The following is a 20,234-nucleotide window of genomic DNA, read 5'->3' as shown; positions in this document are numbered from 1 at the left end:
CTCATTTAAGCCCTAATGTCAAAAGCACTTTCCATTAAACAATTGCTGTTGCTGGCCTTTCTGCTGGCTGGATTATTGCCGGCCATGCTGGTCAGTTTTTTAAGTTTTAGCCAAGCCAGTAACGCGCTGAGAAAAGAGATATTGCGCGACTTGCAAACCTCGGGCGCCACGGTGGCCACGGATGTGGATCGCGTGATGTTTGAACGCTTGCAAAACGTGCATTCTTGGAGTCAGTTGGCGCTGATGCAAGAGGTGCTGATTGGGGACGTGGACAAGCGGCTATCTGTTTTTTTAAGCGAATCTCAAAAAAGTTACCATCAAGAATACCGTGCCTTGCACGTGTTGGACTTACAGTACCATACGATCGCATCCAGCCGCGCCGCGCAAATTGGCCGTACCTTATCACGCCCGCCGTTTTGGTTTTCGGTCAGTGTAGGGGGTCGCCAGCTGCAATTATCCAAAATTACGCAAAATATATTGATGATGACGCAGACCATTCAAGACAGCAGCACGCAGCAACCCATCGGCTATTTAGTGGCAGAGTTTAATTGGAGCATCGTGACAAAACTGTTAAATGATGCCGTGAATCAGCAAGCGGCTGCTGCATTATTAGATGATCAAAACCAAGTGTTGGCGGCTTCCGTGCATTGGAGTGAGAAAAGACATTCTTTACATGTGAGCAACGCAGTGCAAGGCAAGGTGGGCTTGCCAGGCTGGCATGTGCATATTGAACGTGCGCGCTCAGTCGCGGTGGCACCTGTGCATCGGCTAGCTTATGTCTTTTTGGCACTGCTGGCGGCAACATTGCTATTTTCTTTGCTGTTGGTCAGGCCAATTGGTCGCGCCATTATTCAGCCATTAGAAAACCTGACACGATTTGTGCGTGGTTTTCACCAGCATGCACAAGCGCTGCCGCCCAAAGCCGGGCCGCCAGAATTACAAGAACTGGCACAGGCATTTGAAAAGCTGATTCAAGATTTGGAAACATCACAAGACAACCTCACACGTGCTGCCAAGCTGGCTGTGGTAGGTGAGATGGCGGCGGCCATGAGCCATGAAGTGCGTACACCATTGGGCATTTTACGTTCATCGGCCGATGTGTTGTTGCGCGAACCTAAGTTGTCCGCAGATGGGCATGAGGTACTGGGGTTTATTATTTCTGAAACCGAGCGTTTGAATAAGTTGGTTTCTACGCTCATTGACGCTGCTAGGCCACGCACCCCACACTTTAATCCATTGGATTTAACGCAATTGATTTACCGCGTAATGGCGTTGCTGCAAAGTCAGGCGCTTGCAAAAAAAATCACCATGCGTTTTGCACAAACCGAAGTGATGCAGGTGTGGGCAGACCAAGACCAAATGACGCAAGTGTTAATGAATCTATTGATGAATGCGATTCAGATTTTACCGGCACAAGGCCAAATTGCGTTGCGTTTAGAAAGGCTCAATGCCAATATGGTGTTGACGGTATCGGATAATGGGCCGGGCATTCAGGTGGGAGATCAGGCGCAAGTGTTTGAGCCATTTTTTACGCAGCGTGCGGGTGGTGTAGGGCTGGGTTTGGCCGTGGTCAGACAAATTGTACAGTCGCACCGCGGCGAGATCAGTTATCGCAACAGTGAAATGGGTGGTGCGGAATTTACTATTGTATTGCCGACAGTGCAGCCAGCTTCATCAAATGAATCTGAAGTAAAGTGAAGCGCTATTCAAAGTGAAGCCTTAGTTAAAGTGAAGCTAAGTTAAAGTGAAGCCAAGTTAAAGTAAATACATGGAAACATTAAAAACAATTTTAGCGGTAGATGATGAGCCGCATATGCGCAGATTGCTAGAAATTAGTCTGCGCCAAGCTGGCTATAAAGCCTTGGTAGCTGCTGATGGCAAACAAGCGCTCAGCACGCTAGCGGAGCACAGCGTAGATTGTGTGGTCAGTGATTTGCATATGCCGGGCATGAACGGACTGGAGTTGCTTGCGCAGATTCGTCAGCAGTTTGAACAGTTGCCAGTCATTATGGTGACTGCGCAAGGCGAAATTAAAACAGCGGTAGAGGCCATGAAGCTGGGCGCATCCGATTATATTTTGCGTCCGTTTGAGCTGGAAACTTTGGAAATCGCGATTGCAAAAGCGCTATCGAATAACCGTATTGCATTAGAAAACCGCTATTTGAAGGCAGATCAGCAGCCTACAGAAAGTGGATTGATTGGGCAAAGCAAACCGATGCTTGCCCTGAAGCAATACATCCAGCAAGTAGCGCCAGAAAAAGCCACGGTATTGATTACCGGTGAAACAGGCACCGGCAAGGAATTGATTGCCAAAGCCTTGCATGCAGTCTCCCCCAGAAAAGACGCGTTATTTGTGGCTGTGAACTGCGCCGCCATTCCAGCCGATATTTTGGAATCAGAGCTATTTGGTCACGAAAAAGGCGCATTCACCGGCGCCGTTAAAGAACGGATAGGTAAGTTTGAATTGGCGGATGGCGGTACACTGTTTTTAGATGAAATCACCGAAATGCCGATTCATTTACAAGCAAAATTGTTGCGTGTGCTACAAGAAGGCGTGGTCGAAAAACTGGGCGGAAATCGTCAACTGAGCTTGGATATTCGTGTGGTGGCAGCCACCAATCGCGATCCATTGCAAGCAGTGAAAGAGGGCAAGCTGCGCGAAGATTTGTATTATCGACTGAATGTGTTTCAGTTGATTTCGCCCGCCTTGCGGGATCGTGAAGAGGATATTGCCTTGCTTGCACCCCATTTTTTAGCCAAGCGCGGCGCAACCTTGAGCCATGCTGCGCTCGCGTGTTTGCAAGCGTATCGCTGGCCTGGCAATGTACGTGAGTTGGAAAATGTACTTGAGCGTGCTGCCATTCTATCGGGCGGTAACCCTATTACGCCGGCCCATTTGCCTGCGGATATTGTGGGCCAAAGTGGCGGCGCCATGGCTGTGCTAAATGCAGGCTTGTTGGGCGGGGTTACACCACAAGGTGAGGGGTCTTTAGCGCATACTTATTCAATCCCGCATGCGACAGGGCAACTGGAACGGCATCTCATTGAAGAAGCGTTGCAGGCATGTAAAGGCAACAAGGCCAAAGCAGCTAAATTGCTGGAAATCAGCGAGCGCTCACTCTGGTATAAGTTAGAACAATATCAGCTAAAGTAATCATATATGCATGGCGTTGACACAAATAATTAACGGTGTTAACTTAACGCTGTTAATAACGTATTCTGACCTAAGCAATAGATGTGAAAAGAGATTGGTCAGTAAGTAGGTACTATCGTCATTTATTATGCCCCCCAAGCCTAAAACAGAACAAGCGCGCGAACAGCTTAGAATGCTGATTATTGATCACGCCCGTGATTTATTTGTGAGTAAAGGCATAGAGGCTGTGACCATGCGCGAGATTGCCAAACGCATTGGCTATTCTGCTACCAGCATTTACTTGCACTTTGCCGATAAAGAAGCTTTGCTTAGAGCCATCTGCGATACGGATTTTCTCAGGCTCGCCACAACCCTTAAAGAAATCTTGGCCATAGCAGACCCAATTGAACGCATGATTGCGTTTGGTCAAGGTTATGCAAGGTTTGCATTGACCTACCCAAATCACTATCGGCTGATGTTTATGACACCGCATTTGCCCTATACGCCATCGCAAACCGCACTCCAACAAAATAATGCAGAACAAGATGCCTATTTTCAGCTAAAAATGGTGATTAACGATGTATATTTGGCTGGTGGCTTTAAAGATGCGTTGCAAGATGCTGAGTTGATCGCACAAACCGTATGGGCGGGTATGCACGGAGTGTGTGCGCTACAAATCATCATGGCGGAGGATGACTGGATTCAATGGCGACCTATTGAAGACAGACTGAACGTGATGCAACAACTCATGCTATCGGGTTTACTGAAAGAAAAATATGAATAAACAATACCTTTTATTGCTGTTGCCGCTACTGTTGAGTGCTTGTGAACAGCCCAAAGAGCCTATTAGCCCGCCCCGTCCTGCGCTGGTGATGAAAGTGGGTGCACACACACAATCCGAGAGCGATCTAGTGTTGGTGGGCGAGGTGAAATCACGCTACGAATCCAATGTGGGGTTTAGAATTGCCGGAAAAATTACGGCACGATTGGTAGATGTGGGGGCGCAAGTCAAAAAAGGCCAAGTGCTGGCCACCATCGATGCTAATGATGCCAATTTGAGCATGCAAGCTGCCAACGCAGATGTGCAAGCAGCAGAGGCCAATTATGCCTTGGCTAAAGCAGAGCTTGATCGTCAGCGTCTATTGTTTGATAAACAATTCATTTCCAAATCTGCGTTAGATTTACGTGAGGCCGAATTCAAAACGTCTGTCGCGCGTCTGAAACAAGTGAAATCGCAATCTGCAGTCACAGGCAATCAATCCAATTACACCAAATTAGTCGCCGACCGCGATGGCATCATTGCGCAAATTACAGCTGAACCAGGTCAAGTGGTCGCCGCTGGCCAAACGGTGGCACAGATTGTTGATTACCAGCATATCGAAGTGCTGATCGCTGTGCCGGAATCGCGCATGGCAGCGTTGCAAGTTGGCCAAGTTGCGCAGGTAAAGCTTTGGGCAAATATTGAAAAAACCTATCAAGGCAAGGTGCGTGAGATTGCGCCTGCTGCCAATGCCGCGACACGCGCATTTGATGTGCGGATTGCAGTGCTGGATGCCGATCAACAATTAAAAATTGGCATGACCGCAGGTGTGGCTTTAGGCGGTAGTGAGACACAAGCCATCGTTGTGCCCAGTACGGCACTGACGCAAGACCATGGTCAACATCAAGTGTGGGTGATTGATACACAAGGCGTTGCATCACCCCGGACAGTGACGTCAGGCATGTTTACCGAGCACGGTGTAGAGATTACGCAAGGCCTACAGGCCGGTGAGATGATTGCAGTTGCTGGGGTGCACACCTTGGTCAAAGGACAAAAAGTGATACCACAATTGACTTCACCCAATATGGCGCAGGCAACGGTAGAGGGTGTGCATTAATGAAGCCGACGGATAGCTCGCAAGACACGGGTAACGTGCAAGACGCTGCCAGTCAGCCTTCTAGCGGCGGATTTAATCTATCGACTTGGGCACTTAACAATCAGGTCATCGTCCTGTATTTAATGTTGATGCTGACGGTCGCCGGAATATTTTCCTATACCCAGCTGGGGCAATCGGAAGACCCACCATTTACATTTAAAGTGATGCTGATCCGAACGACGTGGCCAGGTGCCAGTGCGCTAGAAGTTGAGCAACAGGTTACCGATAAAATTGAAAAGAAGGTTCAGGAAGTACCGCATTTAGGTTACTCAAGCAGTTATTCCCGCCCAGGTCTTTCGCTTATCTTTGTTGTCATCAAAGACGACACTTTCTCTAAAGAAATCCCCGATATTTGGTATCAAGTCCGCAAAAAAGTGGGCGATATTCGCCATACGCTTCCACAAAATGTGGAAAGCTTGACCTTTAACGATGAGTTCAGTGATGTTTACGGCAGTATGTACGCGCTGACCGGCGACGGCTTTGATAACTTTGCCCTCAAGCAGCAAGCTGAGCGTATCCGTGCGGAGCTACTACGCATTAAAGATGTTGCCAAAGTAGATTTTTTTGGCGAGCAAGAGCAGCGTATTTTTGTAGAAATCTCAAATGCCAAGCTGACCACATTAGGCATTAGTGCTACAGAGTTACTGCAAATGCTACAAACGCAAAATGCAGTGGTGCGCGGCGGCACGTTTGAATCGCCGAATGAGCGTATCCGTATTGATGTATCCGGCCGCTTGCTGACGTTAGAGGATTTGCGCAACTTGCGTATACGCGCGCAAAAACAAGAGTATAAATTGGGTGATGTTGCGCGTGTGTATCGTGGTTTTGAAGACCCGCCACAAGACACCGTGCGCTACAACGGCACCGATACCTTATTGCTAGGTGTCAGCATGCGTGATGGTGGCGATGTGATTGCGTTGGGCAAGCATCTAGATCAGCATATTGGCGATATTCAAGCAAGGCTCCCAGTCGGATTGACATTGAGTACGGTCACCTCCCAACCCAAGATTGTGGCAAATTCCGTACAGGATTTTGTCAGATCTTTACTCGAAGCCTTGGTGATTGTGCTTGGCGTGAGTCTGCTGTCATTAGGCTTGAGGACTGGCATTGTGGTGGCGATTGCTATTCCAATTGTTATGGCCGCCACGTTTCTAGTGATGCATAACTTTAATATCGGCTTACATAAGATCTCACTAGGGGCATTGATATTAGCGTTGGGGCTGCTGGTGGATGATGCCATTATTGCCGTAGAAATGATGTCCTCTAAAATGGAACAAGGGTGGGATCGCGTCAAAGCCGCCTCTTTTGCCTATACTTCCACCGCCATGCCAATGTTGACCGGCACCTTAGTGACCGTCGCTGGCTTTTTGCCTATTGCCACTGCCGTTTCTTCTACCGGTGAATATACGCGTTCTATTTTTCAGGTGTCGGCCATAGCGCTGACTATCTCATGGGTTGCCGCAGTGATTTTTGTGCCCTACCTTGGGTATCACTTATTGCCGGATTACAGCAAAAAATCGACGACACCCGCTTGGATTGTTTGGATAAGACAGCGGTTGAATCTACGTGAAGCCGTCTCGGACGTTCACCATCATGATATTTACAATACTGCTTTTTATCAGGCGTTTAGGCGTTTGGTAACGGCCTGTGTCCGTTACAAAAAAACGGTGATTCTGATTACTGTGGCGTTGTTTGTGTTATCTCTGCTTGGTTTTAGCAAAGTGCAGCAGCAATTTTTCCCAGATTCTACACGTCTGGAATTGGTGGTGGACTTGCGCTTGGCAGAAGGGTCGTCTTACCACGCTACCAATGCAGAAGTGAAGCGGTTGGAGCATTGGCTGCAGACATGGAATCAGCAACATCATGCCATTGATAATTTTGTGGCCTACATTGGTACCGGCGCACCGCGTTACTACTTGCCGTTAGATGTGCAGCTGCCGCATCGTGGGTTTGCACAGTTTGTCATCCTGACCAAAGATTTAGACATGCGTGAGCGTTTGCGCAGTGACATGCTCCACTTGTTTGAGCGAGACTTTCCTAATTTGCGCGCATCGGTATTGCGTTTGGAAAACGGTCCGCCGGTTGGTTTCCCGGTGCAGTTTAGGGTGGATGGTGCGGATATTCCGCAAGTTAGGGCGATAGCGCATCAAATTGCAGAAGTGATGCGTGCGCACCCTAACCTCACCAACGTGCAACTGGGGTGGGAAGAGCCTAGTAAAGTCATGCATGTGAATATCGATCAATCCAAAGCCAGATTACTCGGTGTGAGCTCCGTGGATATTGCCAATATGCTCAATGGTGCCATGAGCGAGTTATATGTGACTGAGTTTAGAGAGGGTAACGAGCGCATTGATGTCGTGGCGCGTGGTCCGGTTGCAGAGCGTGCGCATTTATCGCGTTTGCCGGATTTAATGGTCTACACCAACACAGGCAAGAGCGTACCGCTTTCTCAAATCGCCACCATCACTTCCTCGTTTGAAGAAGGCGTGATTTGGCGCCGCAATCGCGTGCCCTCGCTAACAGTACGTGCACATCTCAAAGGCAATGTGCAGGCGCCTGTCGTTTCCGGGCAAATTGAGGAGAAAATCCAATCGATACGTGCAAACTTGCCCATGGGTATTACAGTCGAAACCGGTGGTGCGGTAGAAGAGTCTGCAAAAGGTGGCGCCTCGGTAGCCAAAGGGGTGCCGTTGTTTATCGCGGTGGTGATGACCTTATTGGTGATTCAATTAAGAAGTTTTTCTCGCGTGTTGCTGGTGATGCTCACCGCGCCATTGGGCTTGATTGGCGTGACCGCGGCACTACTTATCTTTAATATGCCGTTTGGGTTTGTGGCTATGTTAGGCACCATTGCGTTATCAGGCATGATCATGCGTAACTCAGTGATTCTGGTGGATCAGATTGATCAGGACAAATCTGCCGGATTGGCAGATTGGGAAGCGATTGTAGAATCGACCATCCGTCGTTTCCGACCGATTGTGCTCACTGCCGCCGCCGCTATTTTGGCGATGATTCCGCTTACCCGTAGCGTGTTCTTTGGGCCGATGGCGGTGGCGATTATGGGCGGGTTAACGGCTGCAACTATCCTGACCGTTTTATTTCTACCAGCGCTCTACGCATTTTGGTATGGTGTACAGGTAAAAGACCAGAGTGAAAGATAGGGCTGACTTAGCGAAACGCAAATGCGTCAGGCAAAGCAATTCAGTTATAATTTTAAGTGTATGAAATAATGAGGTTAAGCATGAACGCTGTCACAGAAAGTACAAAAAAAGAAACCGCACGCTTTAATATGATTGAGCAACAAATCCGCACATGGGAGGTGTTAGACCCTACCGTGTTGCAATTGCTCAACGATATTCCGCGCGAGCAATTTGTACCGGCGGCGTATCAAGGGCTGGCGTTTGCCGATTTAGACATTCCGATTGGGTATGGCCAGTGGATGCTGAGCCCAAAACTGGAAGGACGTATGCTCCAGGCGTTAAGCCTTAAAGCGACTGACCATGTATTGCACATTGGCACAGGCATCGGCTACTTTGCAGCCTTACTCGCTAAGCTAGCGAAAGATGTGGTTTCTGTTGAAATCGAACCTGCATTGAGTGCAGTCGCCGCGCAGCATTTAAAAGCACAGCATATTCAAAACGTGATATTGGAAGTTGGTGATGCTGCCCAAGGTTGGAGCAAGCAAGCGCCGTACGATGTGATTGTGTTTGGCGCTTCTTCTCCGGTCGAGCCGGCGCAAGTGCGTCAGCAACTCACTATTGGCGGACGTATGTTGATCATATTGGGTAGTGCACCAGTCATGCGAGCCACACTGATTCAAAGAATTTCTGAACATGCATTTAGAGAAGATGTCCTATTTGAAACCTGCATTGCGCCGCTCACCAATGCCTCGCAGGCACAACCTTTTCAATTTTAAGAATGCCTATGATTAAACCAACCCTCTTGGCGCTATTGTTGCAAGGCCTGCTATTTGGTACTGCGGCATCGGCTGCTGAGTTCTCTGCCAATTTGCCAGCAAATAATTTGTTAGATATCTATCATCAGGCCATGGCCAATGACCCAACCTTGGCTTCTGCCACCAGTGCAAACCGTGCGGCACAAGAAGTCATAGAGCAGGCGAAAGCGAGTTATCGCCCCAATGTGAATTTCAGTGCTGGCGCGACTAGCTCGCGCACCGATATTAAGTTTATCGGTGCGAGTGTGTTCCGTTCCGCTGGACGTTCTAATTTCCAAGGTTATAACTATCAGTTTGAGGCGCGCCAGCCTATTTACCGTAAAGATAGCTTGGTGCAAATCGACCAAAGCGAAGTGCAGGTGAGCCAAGCCGACAAGCAACTACATTTAACGCAGCAAAATCTCATGCTACGTACCACCCAAGCGTATTTTGATGAACTGATTGCGCAGGACCGTATTGCGCTGATTCAGGCACAAAAAGCCGCTATTTTGAGCCAGTTGGACCAAGCCAAAGCCACTTTTGAAGTTGGCACTGCCACCATTACCGATGTGAATGAAGCGCAAGCGCGTTACGATTTAATTTTGTCGCAAGAAATCGCCGCAGAGAATGAGTTTGAAATCGCTAAGCGTGCGTTGCAAGCAATTACCGGGAGAATACCGGACAAATTGGCAACGGTGAGATCGGATATTCAAGTAGTACAGCTGAGCCAAGGCATGAAAGATTGGCAAGATGTAGCCTTGCAAAGTAATTTGAATATTCAAATTCAGCAAGATGCCATTAAGCTGGCCGAGCAAGACATTGAGCGTGCCAATGCCGGCCACATGCCAACCTTGGATGCTGTGGCCAGCTTTACCAATACCTATAGCAATGGCAGTGCCAATGGCTTTGGGAGTGACTTGGACAATGCCACGGTAGGGTTTGAGTTGCAAATTCCGTTGTATCAAGGTGGTGCGGTGAGCTCTCGCGTCCGTCAAGCAGCGTACAATAAGCAAAAAGCGCAAGATGATATTGAGCTTGCCAGACGGCAAACCGATCTGGAAACACAGCGCGCTTACCTTAATTTGAGTAGCAGTATTGCGCAGGTCAAAGCGTTGGAGCAGGCGTTGGTGAGTAGTCAAAGCCAGTTGGACTCCACTAAGTTGGGATATGAAGTGGGTGTGCGCACCAGTGTAGATGTGCTGAACGCACAACAACAGCTCTATAGCGCAAAGCGTGATTTATTGCAGGCGCGCTACAATTATTTGGTGAATATCATTCGCTTGAAATCTGCATCCGGTGTGATTAGTGAGGGTGATTTGGTCGATATTAATCAACAGTTGGTTGCGGTAAATCCTTAGCCATGGCGAGTATTGTCAGCATAGACGCGAGCCAGCTGCTGATTGTCGATATGCAATCCAAGCTAAGCTTGGCGATGCAGACAGAAGCGATGCAGGCTGTGAGCAAGCAAGTGCAAGCCTTGGCACAAACGGCACAACGTTTGTCCGTGCCGCTATTGCTGACCGAGCAATATCCGCAAGGCTTAGGCCATACCCTGCCAGAAATCTTACAGCATGCCCCGCAAGCACCGGTAATTGAGAAAACCGCGTTTTCTGCCTGTGCAGCGCCTAAATTTAATGCAAAACTTAGTCGTGACAAATCCCAAGTGATTTTGGTAGGCATGGAGGCGCATATCTGTGTACTGCAAACAGCTTTCGATTTGCTGGCGCAGCATAAGCAAGTGTTTGTGGTGGAGGATGCGATTATTTCACGTGCCCCGACAAATCATGCCAATGCAATTGCCAGAATGCGCGAAGCTGGTTGCATCATCACCAATACAGAGTCTGTGCTGTTTGAGTGGATAGGCAACGCGCAGCATGAAGCATTCAAAGATATCGCTAAACTAGTCAGGTAGTGTGTGAACTGGAAGCAGTTTGTTTTTATTGTACTTATCGCCTATGGCGCATATCACCACTTTTCGCAGCGCGCCATTGAAATACCTGCTGGGGCGCTCGTTAAAACACTGCCAGAGCAAGCATCTGCCGATACCACGCCATTTACTTTTAAAACCTATACGCTGACGCCCCTAGCAAATTTTGAGCTAGAAGCCCGCGTGCTATCACAAGAGACCTATACGTTTGACCGCGGAGCCGATCTGGCACCGGTGGATTTGGCGCTAGGTTGGGGGCCGATGTCAGATAGTCAGGTGTTGAGCCAGATACAGATATCACAAAGTAACCGCTTCTATTTTTGGCATGTGGATGCTTTTCCCATCCCGCGTCAGGCCATTGAAACGCACAGTGCCAATATGCATATGATTCCTGCCAACCCCTCCATCGAGGCACAATTAAAGGCGTTACGGGCTGGTCAGAAAATCAAATTACAAGGCTATTTGGTACAAGCCAACGCACCAGATGGTTTTTATTGGAAGAGTTCACTGACACGGGATGATACCGGTGCCGGCGCATGTGAGCTGGTTTTTGTAAAAATGTTGATAGTCGAATAATTCACGCCTGATTTACTTGCTTGCAAAGCATTTTTGTGGGCATCCCAACTATTTCCCGTTACACTCAAGCATCGGCAGCATGCTGCAATAGGTTTGGCATATTAGTTGCTAAACTCATATTATCGAGTAGTAATTGAGTAAAAGTGTTTGGTTGTATATGAAGCAATGGTTGCCAATTTGTCTTAGATGTCAGCAGTTAAAATCTGCTTATCTAATTGATTTAAAAAGAAAGTTAAGTGTAAGCTTTACTTTCTTGTTATGGTTGTTGGGTGCAGGCAGCGCATTTGCCGATAACAATGAGAATCTGACAGACATGGATTTGGAAGATTTGCTGACAAAAGAAGTCAGAACCGCTTCCAAATTAGCCAAACAAGTCAGTAATTCACCTTCCGCCGTCAGTATCGTCACCGCTAAAGATATTCAATCGTATGGCTATCGTACCTTAGCCGAAATTATCAGCAGTATGCGCGGGCTTAACACCACAAGCGACCATGTTTACACTTATATGAGTGGTCGTGGTTTTGGTCGTCCCGGCGATTATCCTGGCCGCATCATGCTACTGATAGACGGTCACCAAGCCAATGATAATTTATACAATGCCTCTTACTTAGGACAAGATGGCCTGTTAGATACCGAGTTGATAGATCGCGTGGAGTACGTATCCGGACCGGGTTCTGTCATATATGGCAATGGCGCGTTTTACGGCATCATCAATGTCATCACTAAAAAAGGCACGCAATTTGATGGTGCGCAAATGGCTGTGGATGGCTACAGCCAGGGTGGTTTTAAAGGGCGATTGACCTACGGCGACCAGTTGGATAATGGCGCGGATATATTGCTTTCGGCCTCTGGTTTTAAAAGGCAGGGTGAGGATTATTATTTTAGTGCGTTTGACTCGCCGGCAACTAACAACGGCATTGCTAACAATCTGGATCAAGAGCGCAATCAGCGCTTGTTTCTCAAAGCCAATTACCAGCAGTGGTCACTCGAAACAGCGTATGTGGATCGCAAAAAAGAAGACCCAGCTGCTGCTTATGACACTGAGTTTAATGCCAAACCAAATGTCCTGCGCGATACCAATGCTTACATTAATTTGAGTTATGAAGATGCGTTGAGTTCACAGCTAACCAATATCACTAAGGTGTATTACGGACACTATGGTTACGCTGCAAGAAACCTATACAACGGCGCGTTGTATAAAGAAAACAACTTAGGCCGCTGGTGGGGTACGGAGTCTAAATTTGTCTATACCGGCTTTGATCAGCACCAAATTGTGTATGGTGCAGAGTACCGTAACGATTACCAGCAGGACTTTTACCTTCCCAATGCGCACCTAGAACATAGCATTTATATGGCCAGTGCTTATGTGCAAGATGAATTTCGTTGGAGCCCTACTTGGGCGGTGAACGCAGGCGCACGTTTAGATGATGGCGGCCATCAAGCTAGAAATCTGAGCCCTAGAGTCGCGGTTATTTACTCCCCAAGCGAACACACCGATGTCAAAGCGTCATACGCCACTGCGTTTAGACGCCCCAATGCGTTTGAGAAATACTATGAAGATGGCACAACGCAAATCGCCAATCCGGAAGTGAAGAAAGAGCGTATTGCCGCCACGGAGTTAGTGCTAGAACATCGGCCTGATGCCACCAGTAAATGGCTGGGCTCTATGTATTACTACAGAACCAAAGACTTAATCGCGATGGATGACTTAGCAACGATGCCTGGCATTCTTCAGGCAATGAATTGGCCGCGCAGTCAGACCAAAGGTTTGGATATTGAGTATGAAAAGAAATGGTCTCCCAGCACGCGTTTAAGAGCCAATTATGCATGGCAATATGCCACGGATGGTCAAGGGCGCTGGGTAGTGAATTCCCCTAAACACTTAGCTAACGTGAATGTTGCACACAGTGTGCTGCAAGATCAGCTACATCTTGGGCTGGAATTGCAATATGTGGGCAGCCGCTTAACGGAGTTGTCAGATCGATTGGGTGGATATACGGTTGTCAACTTCACCCTGCACACCAGTGCACTATTTAAAAATACGACGGTGTCAGCCAGCATCAAAAACTTGTTTAACCGGGATTATGCTGTGCCAACCCCTACTTTCTATCGCCCGGATAGTTTTGAACAAGATCAACGCGATATCTGGGTACAGATTACCTACGATTTTAAATAATGCGCCGCGCTCATTTCATTTTTGCTGGACTATTGATGGGAGTAACCCAGCCGGGTGCTGCTGGCTCTGTGGATGAGCGCGACATGAAAGCAGCGCTGATCTATAATTTTTCTGTGTATACCACTTGGCCGGAAGACACCGCCAAAACGTTTCATGTGTGCACGTTTGAGGACGATCAAGATAATCTGAACGAGCAATTGTTAGAGCGTAAAACCATCAATGGCAAACCGGTGCATGTCACGCATATTCGCCAGCTGGATGAGTTGAAAAATTGCCAAGTGTTATTTGTAGAAGATACGACCAAAGCCCACGATAGACGACTATTTGACTTGGTGAAAAAATATTCCGTACTTTTGGTGGATACCGCACAAAATCCCACGCAGACGGGTATGATACAGATTGAGCTGGTAGATAAACGCTACCATTTTGTGATTCATCATCAGGCAGTGAAAGAAGCGAATTTAATGCTAAGTTCTAAATTATTGCGCTTAGCAGCCAGGGTGTACTGATATGTTTAAACCCTATTTTAATCAGCTGGTGATACGAGAAAAATTGCTGTTCATGCAATTGTCGGTGCTAGCGATTGGCATGCTGATTGTGTTTGTCGCCACAGTCACTTATCAATACATCAGCTATCAGCGTGAATTGATGCAAGATTTACATGCGCAAATGGCGCTGATTGAAAACAATGTGGGGTCTGCGATTGCGTTTGATGATAGTCTGGCAGCAGGTGAGATACTGCAGTCGCTCAGTACCAACCCCAGTGTAGATCAAGCCTATATTGTGCTCAACAATCACACTAGGTTTGCAGGCTATGATGCCGACAAACTTAACGTGGGTAATCAAACCAGCAGTGCCAGCAATAGCGATATCCATCTGCAACAAACCATCACTGTGAATAATCAACAAGTCGGCGTGTTGTATCTGAATGCCAACGTAGATCGTGTCAATGCGCGTATCCAAGTGTTTGCCTTGGCGCTGTTTTTTGCGGTGATGTTTGCCATGCTATTGGCAAGGGTGGTGTCTAAACGCATCAACCAGATTCTGACCGAGCCGATTACTTATCTTGAATCGTTGGTCACCAATGTTACCAAGTTCAATAATTACAGCCAACGTTCCACGATTCAATCAGAAGATGAAATTGGCGCCTTGTCGATCGGTATCAACAGCATGCTGGACAACATCAAGATGCGCGACGATAAGCTGGTGGAAGAGCTTAAACATCGCATCGTGGTCGAGCGGAAATTAGATCAACTGGCGTATTACGATAGCCAGACTAAATTGCCTAATCGTCATGCGTTCACCGAGCACATTAATCAGGCCACGGGTAAAAACCGCGCGCACTTTTATTTGCTAATGCTGGATTTGGACTTTTTTAAAGTCGTCAATGATACGCACGGACATGAGGCAGGTGACCAACTACTTGCGCAGTGCGGTCAGCGTTTGCGCAGGATTTTGGATGAGGACGATACGGTATTCAGAATCGGTGGCGATGAGTTTGCGATCGTACTCAATGCCGTGACCACGATTCGCGATGTGGAAAAAATCTGTCAACGTATTATCCATGCGATCTCGCAAAAATTTCTTATCAATGGGCAAGAAATTGCCATTGGCACCAGCATTGGCATTGCCCAGTCCTCAAATGGCGGTTCAGAATCTAATCTGATTAAAAATGCAGATGTGGCGATGTATTGGGCTAAATCGGCCGGCAAAAATACCTATAAGTTCTATTCAGAAGAGATTGAGAAGGCCAACTTTCATCATCAAAAGCTCACTACCGATTTACAAACTGCGCTTAAAAACGAGCAGTTTGAGCTGTACTACCAGCCGATTATTCATGTGCAAACCTCTAAAATTATAGGCTTTGAGGCATTGTTACGTTGGCACCACCCGGTAGAAGGCATGATTAGCCCCAATGTGTTTATTCCCATTGCCGAAAATACTGGCGCGATTACGACCATTGGTAGTTGGGTGATCAAACAGGCACTTGCACAGTTAAGTCGCTGGCAGGCAACGTATCACCCTAGCTTGTTTATGAATGTGAATATCTCGGCACGCCAATTTTTTGATAAGCGCGTGATTGATATTGTGCGAGAAGCACTACAAGAGACACAAGTAGCACCTGCCACTGTACATTTTGAGGTGACAGAATCCATGTTGATGGAAGACGTGGAAAAAGCCGTAGATATGCTCACGCAATTAAGAGAGTTGGGCACCGCCATTGCCATTGACGATTTTGGTACAGGTCATTCCTCCATGAGCTATTTGAAGCAATTTCCGGTAGATACCATCAAAATTGATAAGAGCTTTGTACGTGGCTTGCCTGTGGATAGTGTGGACACTGCAATTGTGGAAGCGATTTTTGCGTTGGCAAAAAGCCTGAAGCTGGATGTGGTGGCAGAAGGGGTAGAAACAGTACAGCAATTGGACTGCTTAAAACATAAGCATTGCTCAAAAGTGCAGGGCTATTTATTCAGTGAGCCAGTTTCTGCAGAAAAGATCGAAAGCTATCTAGCAAAATCCAGCAAGTTAGCCCACCACTAAACCACTGCTAAGTTGTCGTATCGGTTGATTGCAGATATTGCCCAATCAGGTGCATCATCCGCACCGTGGTGCCGGTAGATGCTTTGCTAAAGTCTAATGCCGCAAGCCCCATTTTTTCGCGCTTACTCGGGTTGTCTATCAAATACTGAATTTTGGCCCGCAGATTGTCCACATCGCGCACTTGCGTTGCCGCACCAGATTGCACAGCGCCTTTGGTGGCCTCTGCAAAGTTGTAAGTGTATTTGCCAATCAAAATCGGTTTGCCCATGCTGGCTGCTTCAATCAAATTTTGCCCACCGTATTTGAGCAGGCTGCCACCAATAAAGGCAAAATCACTCGCGGCATAATACGTGTAGAGCTCGCCCATGCTGTCGCCCAATACCACTTGAATGTCTTCTGTGAGCGTGGTTGTGAGTTGGCTGCGGCGGATGTAAGGAATGTGACGGCTTTTTAGTAGCTGTTCAACTTCATCAAACCGTTGCGGGTGGCGCGGCACAATCACGGTCAGCAACGGTAAGTTTGCAATGGCATCTAAAATCAAAGGCTCTTCACCCTCGCGCGTACTGGCCGCCACAAATACGGTACGTGTGTTGCCAAATAAGGCACGTAGTTGCTGGCCGAGCACTTCGCTTTCTGCTGGTGCAGTCACATCAAATTTTAAATTGCCCGCTACCATGGTGTGTGGTGCACCTAGCAGTTTAAAGCGTGCTTCATCTTCGTTTGATTGTGCTGCGATCAGTGCAAACTTGCTTAACCCATTTTGCACCAATCGGCCTAGTTGCACATAGCCTTTGGCCGATTTTTCTGACAAACGCGCATTGAGTAATAGCTGGGGTACTTGGTGGCGGTCACACGCATCAATCAAATTAAACCAAAGCTCTGTTTCCATAATTAAGCCTAGCTTGGGCTTAAAGTGCTTCACAAAGCGGTTCACTGCAAACGGCACATCGTAGGGCAAATACACGCGCAATATATGGTCACCAAACAACTGCTCGCTGGTGGCTCTGCCTGTGGGGGTGGTGTGTGTGAGTAAAAGTTGGTACTGCGGATATTGTGTCAGCAGAATGTTGACCAGCGGTGCTGCTGCACGGGTCTCGCCCACGGAGACACAATGTATCCAAATAATCGGTTTGCGCGATTGCGTACTATAAAAACCAAAGCGTTCTGCCCAATGTTGCAGATATTCAGGCTGCTTGATGCCGCGCCATAATAACTTGAGTGGGACGAACGGCAGGGCTAAATACAGCAATAAAGTATACAGGGCGTGCGGCATGGCGTTATTTTCTCACAAACAGCAGCGGGTTGAGTACGCTTTATGTTGATTTGCGGGTGCGAAGGCGTATTGAGTGCTGTGAATAGTCAACTATTTTCCACCAAAATATTTTTTGCGAATTTATTGGGGGTAAGTAACCGCTCACCTCGCCTCAATCCAAGCAGGCATCGCAGCTTGAAAAATGCAACTAAAAAATGCGCAAATTTGGTGCAAAAAAACCTGAAAATTGTTGTTGACGAACACTAAATAAAGGCATAAATTTGCACCAAGTGCACAATATGTTGTGTTTATGGTAAGTTTTTACACTAAAAAACTACCGAAGTATTAATAATCAGTAAGTTAGAAAAATTCAATCAGTTTGCATGGTTTAAATATACATTTTAGGCCATGCATGTACTAAAAATAACGTAACAATAAAAATGAAGCGTAACGGGAGCAAGTGATGCTAAAAGCAGTCGAATCCACCAAAAAAGCCGATCAAGCAGCAGATGAATCTGCGCAAATTCCAATTCAATCTGTCTCCTTAGATATTTGGGATAAAAAATATCGCCTCAAAGCCAAAAACGGTGACCATGTAGACAAAGACATAGATGATTCTTACAGCCGCGTGGCGCGTGCATTGGCCGATGTAGAAACAACCGAAGAGAAAAAAGCAGAATGGCATGAGCGATTTTTATGGGCATTGCGCCGCGGTGCGATTCCGGCTGGCCGCATCACCTCTAACGCAGGCGCGTTAGAGCACAAACCTGCTACTTCTACCATTAATTGCACCGTGTCTGGTGTGGTGGAAGACAGCATGGACAATATTTTGGGTAAAGTGCACGAGGCGGGTTTAACACTAAAAGCCGGTTGCGGTATTGGTTACGAGTTCTCTACACTACGTCCAAAAGGCGCGTTTGTCGCTGGCGCTGGTGCTTACACTAGCGGCCCACTAAGCTTTATGGATATCTACGACAAAATGTGTTTCACCGTATCTAGCGCGGGTGGTCGTCGTGGTGCGCAAATGGCTACGTTTGATATTAGTCATCCAGATGTGACGGACTTTATTAAAGCCAAACGTGAGAACGGTCGTTTACGCCAATTCAATTTAAGCTGCCTGATTACCAAAGAATTTATGGAAGCAGTGAAAGCCGATGCAGAGTGGAAATTGGCTTTCCCTGTGACTGAAAAAGAAGCCATTATTGATGGCTTGAATGTGAACGATGAAGCGCATGTGGTATGGCGCGAGTGGCCAGTGAAAGGCAAGTATTTGGCCAAAACTGAGGGCAAAGATGCTGGTAAAGTAGCCTGCCGCGTGTACAAAACCATTAAAGCACGCCGCCTGTGGGATGTGATTATGTCCTCCACTTACGATTTTGCTGAACCAGGCTTTATCTTGATTGACCGCGTGAATGAGATGAATAACAACTGGTTCTGCGAGAACATCCGCGCCACCAACCCATGTGGTGAGCAACCATTACCACCTTATGGCGCTTGCTTGTTAGGCTCAGTCAATCTCACTAAATTTGTGCGCAAACCGTTTACCGATGACGCCTATTTTGACTGGGATGAGTACCGCAACGTAGTCGCTATCTTTACCCGTATGTTAGATAACGTGGTAGAAATCAACGGCTTGCCATTGCAACAACAACGTGACGAAATCGCACGTAAACGCCGTCATGGCATGGGCTACTTAGGCTTAGGTTCCAGCCTTACTATGCTGAAAATGAAATACGGTGAAGAAGACTCCATTAAATTTACCGAAGAAGTGACCCGTGTGATGGCCGAAGTAGGCTGGGAAATTGGTGTGCAATTGGCCGATGAAAAAGGCGCCGCACCGATCATGGAAGAGAAGTTTGAAGTGACGGCTGACATGTTAGCCAAACGCCCGGAAATGGCCGCCGATGGTATTAAAGTCGGTCAGAAAATCGCTGGCAAAGTATTGTTAGGTAAATACAGCCGTTATATGCAACAGTTCCCAGAAGGCTTGCGCAACCAAATCGCCACCAAGGGCGTGCGCTTTACGCACCACAGCTCTATCGCACCAACCGGTACCATTTCATTGAGCTTGGCTAACAACGCCAGCAACGGTATTGAGCCTAGCTTTGCCCACCACTATGCACGTAACGTGATTCGTGAAGGCAAAAAATCCAAAGAGAAAGTCGATGTATTCTCATTTGAGCTGTTGGCGTACCGTGAGTTGATTAACCCAAAAGCCATGCCGTTTAGCGATAAAGAAGATGAGAAATTGCCTGACTACTTCTTGGATTCATCCACCATCATGGCCAAAGCGCACGTGGATATTCAAGCCGCCTCACAAAAATGGATTGATAGTTCTATCTCTAAAACCATTAACGTACCGACCGATTATGATTTTGAAGATTTCAAAAACATCTATCTGTACGCCTACGACAAAGGCTTGAAAGGTTGTACGACATTCCGCTTTAATCCTGAAGCATTCCAAGGCGTATTGGTGACCGAGAAAGATTTGGAAAACACCACCTATAAATTTACGCTAGAAGATGGCACCGAGATTGAAGTGAAGGGCAACGAAGAGATTGAGTACGATGGTGAGATTCACAGCGCGGCGAACTTATACGATGCCCTAAAAGAAGGCTACTACGGTAAGTTTTAATCATTAAAACGGCTGCGCTTGTGATTGCGTTGTTAAAAACCAGTATTAAATCCTCATGTACTATTTGTACATTCCGGTTCAACACTGATTTTCGCCTAGCACTCACATCGCTCGCTACGTTTTAGCTGATTAAAATTAAAA

Annotated in this window: 14 protein-coding genes; 13 read left to right on the top strand and 1 reads right to left on the bottom strand. The window is 47.3% G+C overall.

All coding sequences use genetic code 11. The annotated features are described in order from the left end of the window. Positions 1 to 15 precede the first annotated feature (15 nt). The 12 genes from A3Q3_RS0108180 (at position 16) to A3Q3_RS0108125 (ending at position 16,206) form a co-directional block, all read left to right on the top strand. Positions 16 to 1,698, top strand: a complete 1,683-nt coding sequence (locus tag A3Q3_RS0108180; RefSeq protein ID WP_020183102.1) for a sensor histidine kinase — start codon at positions 16 to 18, stop codon at positions 1,696 to 1,698. A gap of 70 nt (positions 1,699 to 1,768) precedes the next feature. Continuing rightward, positions 1,769 to 3,154: a sigma-54 dependent transcriptional regulator gene (locus tag A3Q3_RS0108175; RefSeq protein WP_020183101.1), complete on the top strand. Its 1,386-nt coding sequence runs from the start codon at positions 1,769 to 1,771 to the stop codon at positions 3,152 to 3,154. Positions 3,155 to 3,326: 172 nt separating this feature from the next. After that, positions 3,327 to 3,917, top strand: coding sequence for a TetR/AcrR family transcriptional regulator (locus tag A3Q3_RS0108170; protein WP_232418393.1), 591 nt, complete (start codon positions 3,327 to 3,329; stop codon positions 3,915 to 3,917). Next, a complete protein-coding gene (locus A3Q3_RS0108165; protein WP_020183099.1) occupies positions 3,910 to 5,010 on the top strand; it encodes an efflux RND transporter periplasmic adaptor subunit in 1,101 nt (366 codons plus the stop codon). Before A3Q3_RS0108170 ends, A3Q3_RS0108165 begins: the two co-directional genes overlap by 8 nt. Further along, a complete protein-coding gene (locus A3Q3_RS0108160; RefSeq protein ID WP_020183098.1) occupies positions 5,010 to 8,210 on the top strand; it encodes an efflux RND transporter permease subunit in 3,201 nt (1,066 codons plus the stop codon). The genes A3Q3_RS0108165 and A3Q3_RS0108160 overlap by 1 nt, the downstream gene beginning before the upstream one ends. Before the next feature lie 80 nt (positions 8,211 to 8,290). After that, positions 8,291 to 8,965, top strand: coding sequence for a protein-L-isoaspartate O-methyltransferase (locus A3Q3_RS0108155; RefSeq protein WP_020183097.1), 675 nt, complete (start codon positions 8,291 to 8,293; stop codon positions 8,963 to 8,965). Positions 8,966 to 8,973: 8 nt separating this feature from the next. Beyond that, positions 8,974 to 10,341, top strand: coding sequence for a TolC family outer membrane protein (locus A3Q3_RS0108150; protein WP_020183096.1), 1,368 nt, complete (start codon positions 8,974 to 8,976; stop codon positions 10,339 to 10,341). 2 nt (positions 10,342 to 10,343) lie between these two features. Then, positions 10,344 to 10,895, top strand: coding sequence for a hydrolase (locus A3Q3_RS0108145; protein WP_020183095.1), 552 nt, complete (start codon positions 10,344 to 10,346; stop codon positions 10,893 to 10,895). A 3-nt stretch (positions 10,896 to 10,898) separates the two neighbouring features. Further along, entirely contained in the window at positions 10,899 to 11,486 is a 588-nt protein-coding gene (locus A3Q3_RS0108140; RefSeq protein ID WP_020183094.1) for a hypothetical protein, read from the top strand. A gap of 253 nt (positions 11,487 to 11,739) precedes the next feature. Next, positions 11,740 to 13,662, top strand: a complete 1,923-nt coding sequence (locus A3Q3_RS0108135; RefSeq protein WP_232418391.1) for a TonB-dependent siderophore receptor — start codon at positions 11,740 to 11,742, stop codon at positions 13,660 to 13,662. Between the two features lie 35 nt (positions 13,663 to 13,697). Next, positions 13,698 to 14,171, top strand: a complete 474-nt coding sequence (locus tag A3Q3_RS0108130; protein ID WP_157355081.1) for a YfiR family protein — start codon at positions 13,698 to 13,700, stop codon at positions 14,169 to 14,171. Between the two features lies 1 nt (position 14,172). Next, positions 14,173 to 16,206: an EAL domain-containing protein gene (locus A3Q3_RS0108125; protein WP_020183091.1), complete on the top strand. Its 2,034-nt coding sequence runs from the start codon at positions 14,173 to 14,175 to the stop codon at positions 16,204 to 16,206. A 7-nt stretch (positions 16,207 to 16,213) separates the two neighbouring features. On the opposite strand, the gene waaA is transcribed toward A3Q3_RS0108125, so the two are convergent. Beyond that, entirely contained in the window at positions 16,214 to 17,479 is a 1,266-nt protein-coding gene (waaA, locus tag A3Q3_RS0108120; protein ID WP_020183090.1) for a lipid IV(A) 3-deoxy-D-manno-octulosonic acid transferase, read from the bottom strand. Between the two features lie 442 nt (positions 17,480 to 17,921). Here waaA and A3Q3_RS0108110 point away from each other — a divergent pair, with 442 nt between their 5' ends. Further along, the gene (locus A3Q3_RS0108110) at positions 17,922 to 20,093 is read left to right on the top strand and encodes an adenosylcobalamin-dependent ribonucleoside-diphosphate reductase (RefSeq protein ID WP_020183088.1); all 2,172 of its coding nucleotides are present in this window, start codon (positions 17,922 to 17,924) and stop codon (positions 20,091 to 20,093) included. The last annotated feature ends 141 nt before the right edge of the window (positions 20,094 to 20,234 follow it).

The organism is Methylotenera sp. 1P/1, from assembly GCF_000384355.1.
Lineage (GTDB): Bacteria > Pseudomonadota > Gammaproteobacteria > Burkholderiales > Methylophilaceae > Methylophilus.
This window is presented reverse-complemented; position numbering and strand designations above follow the sequence as displayed.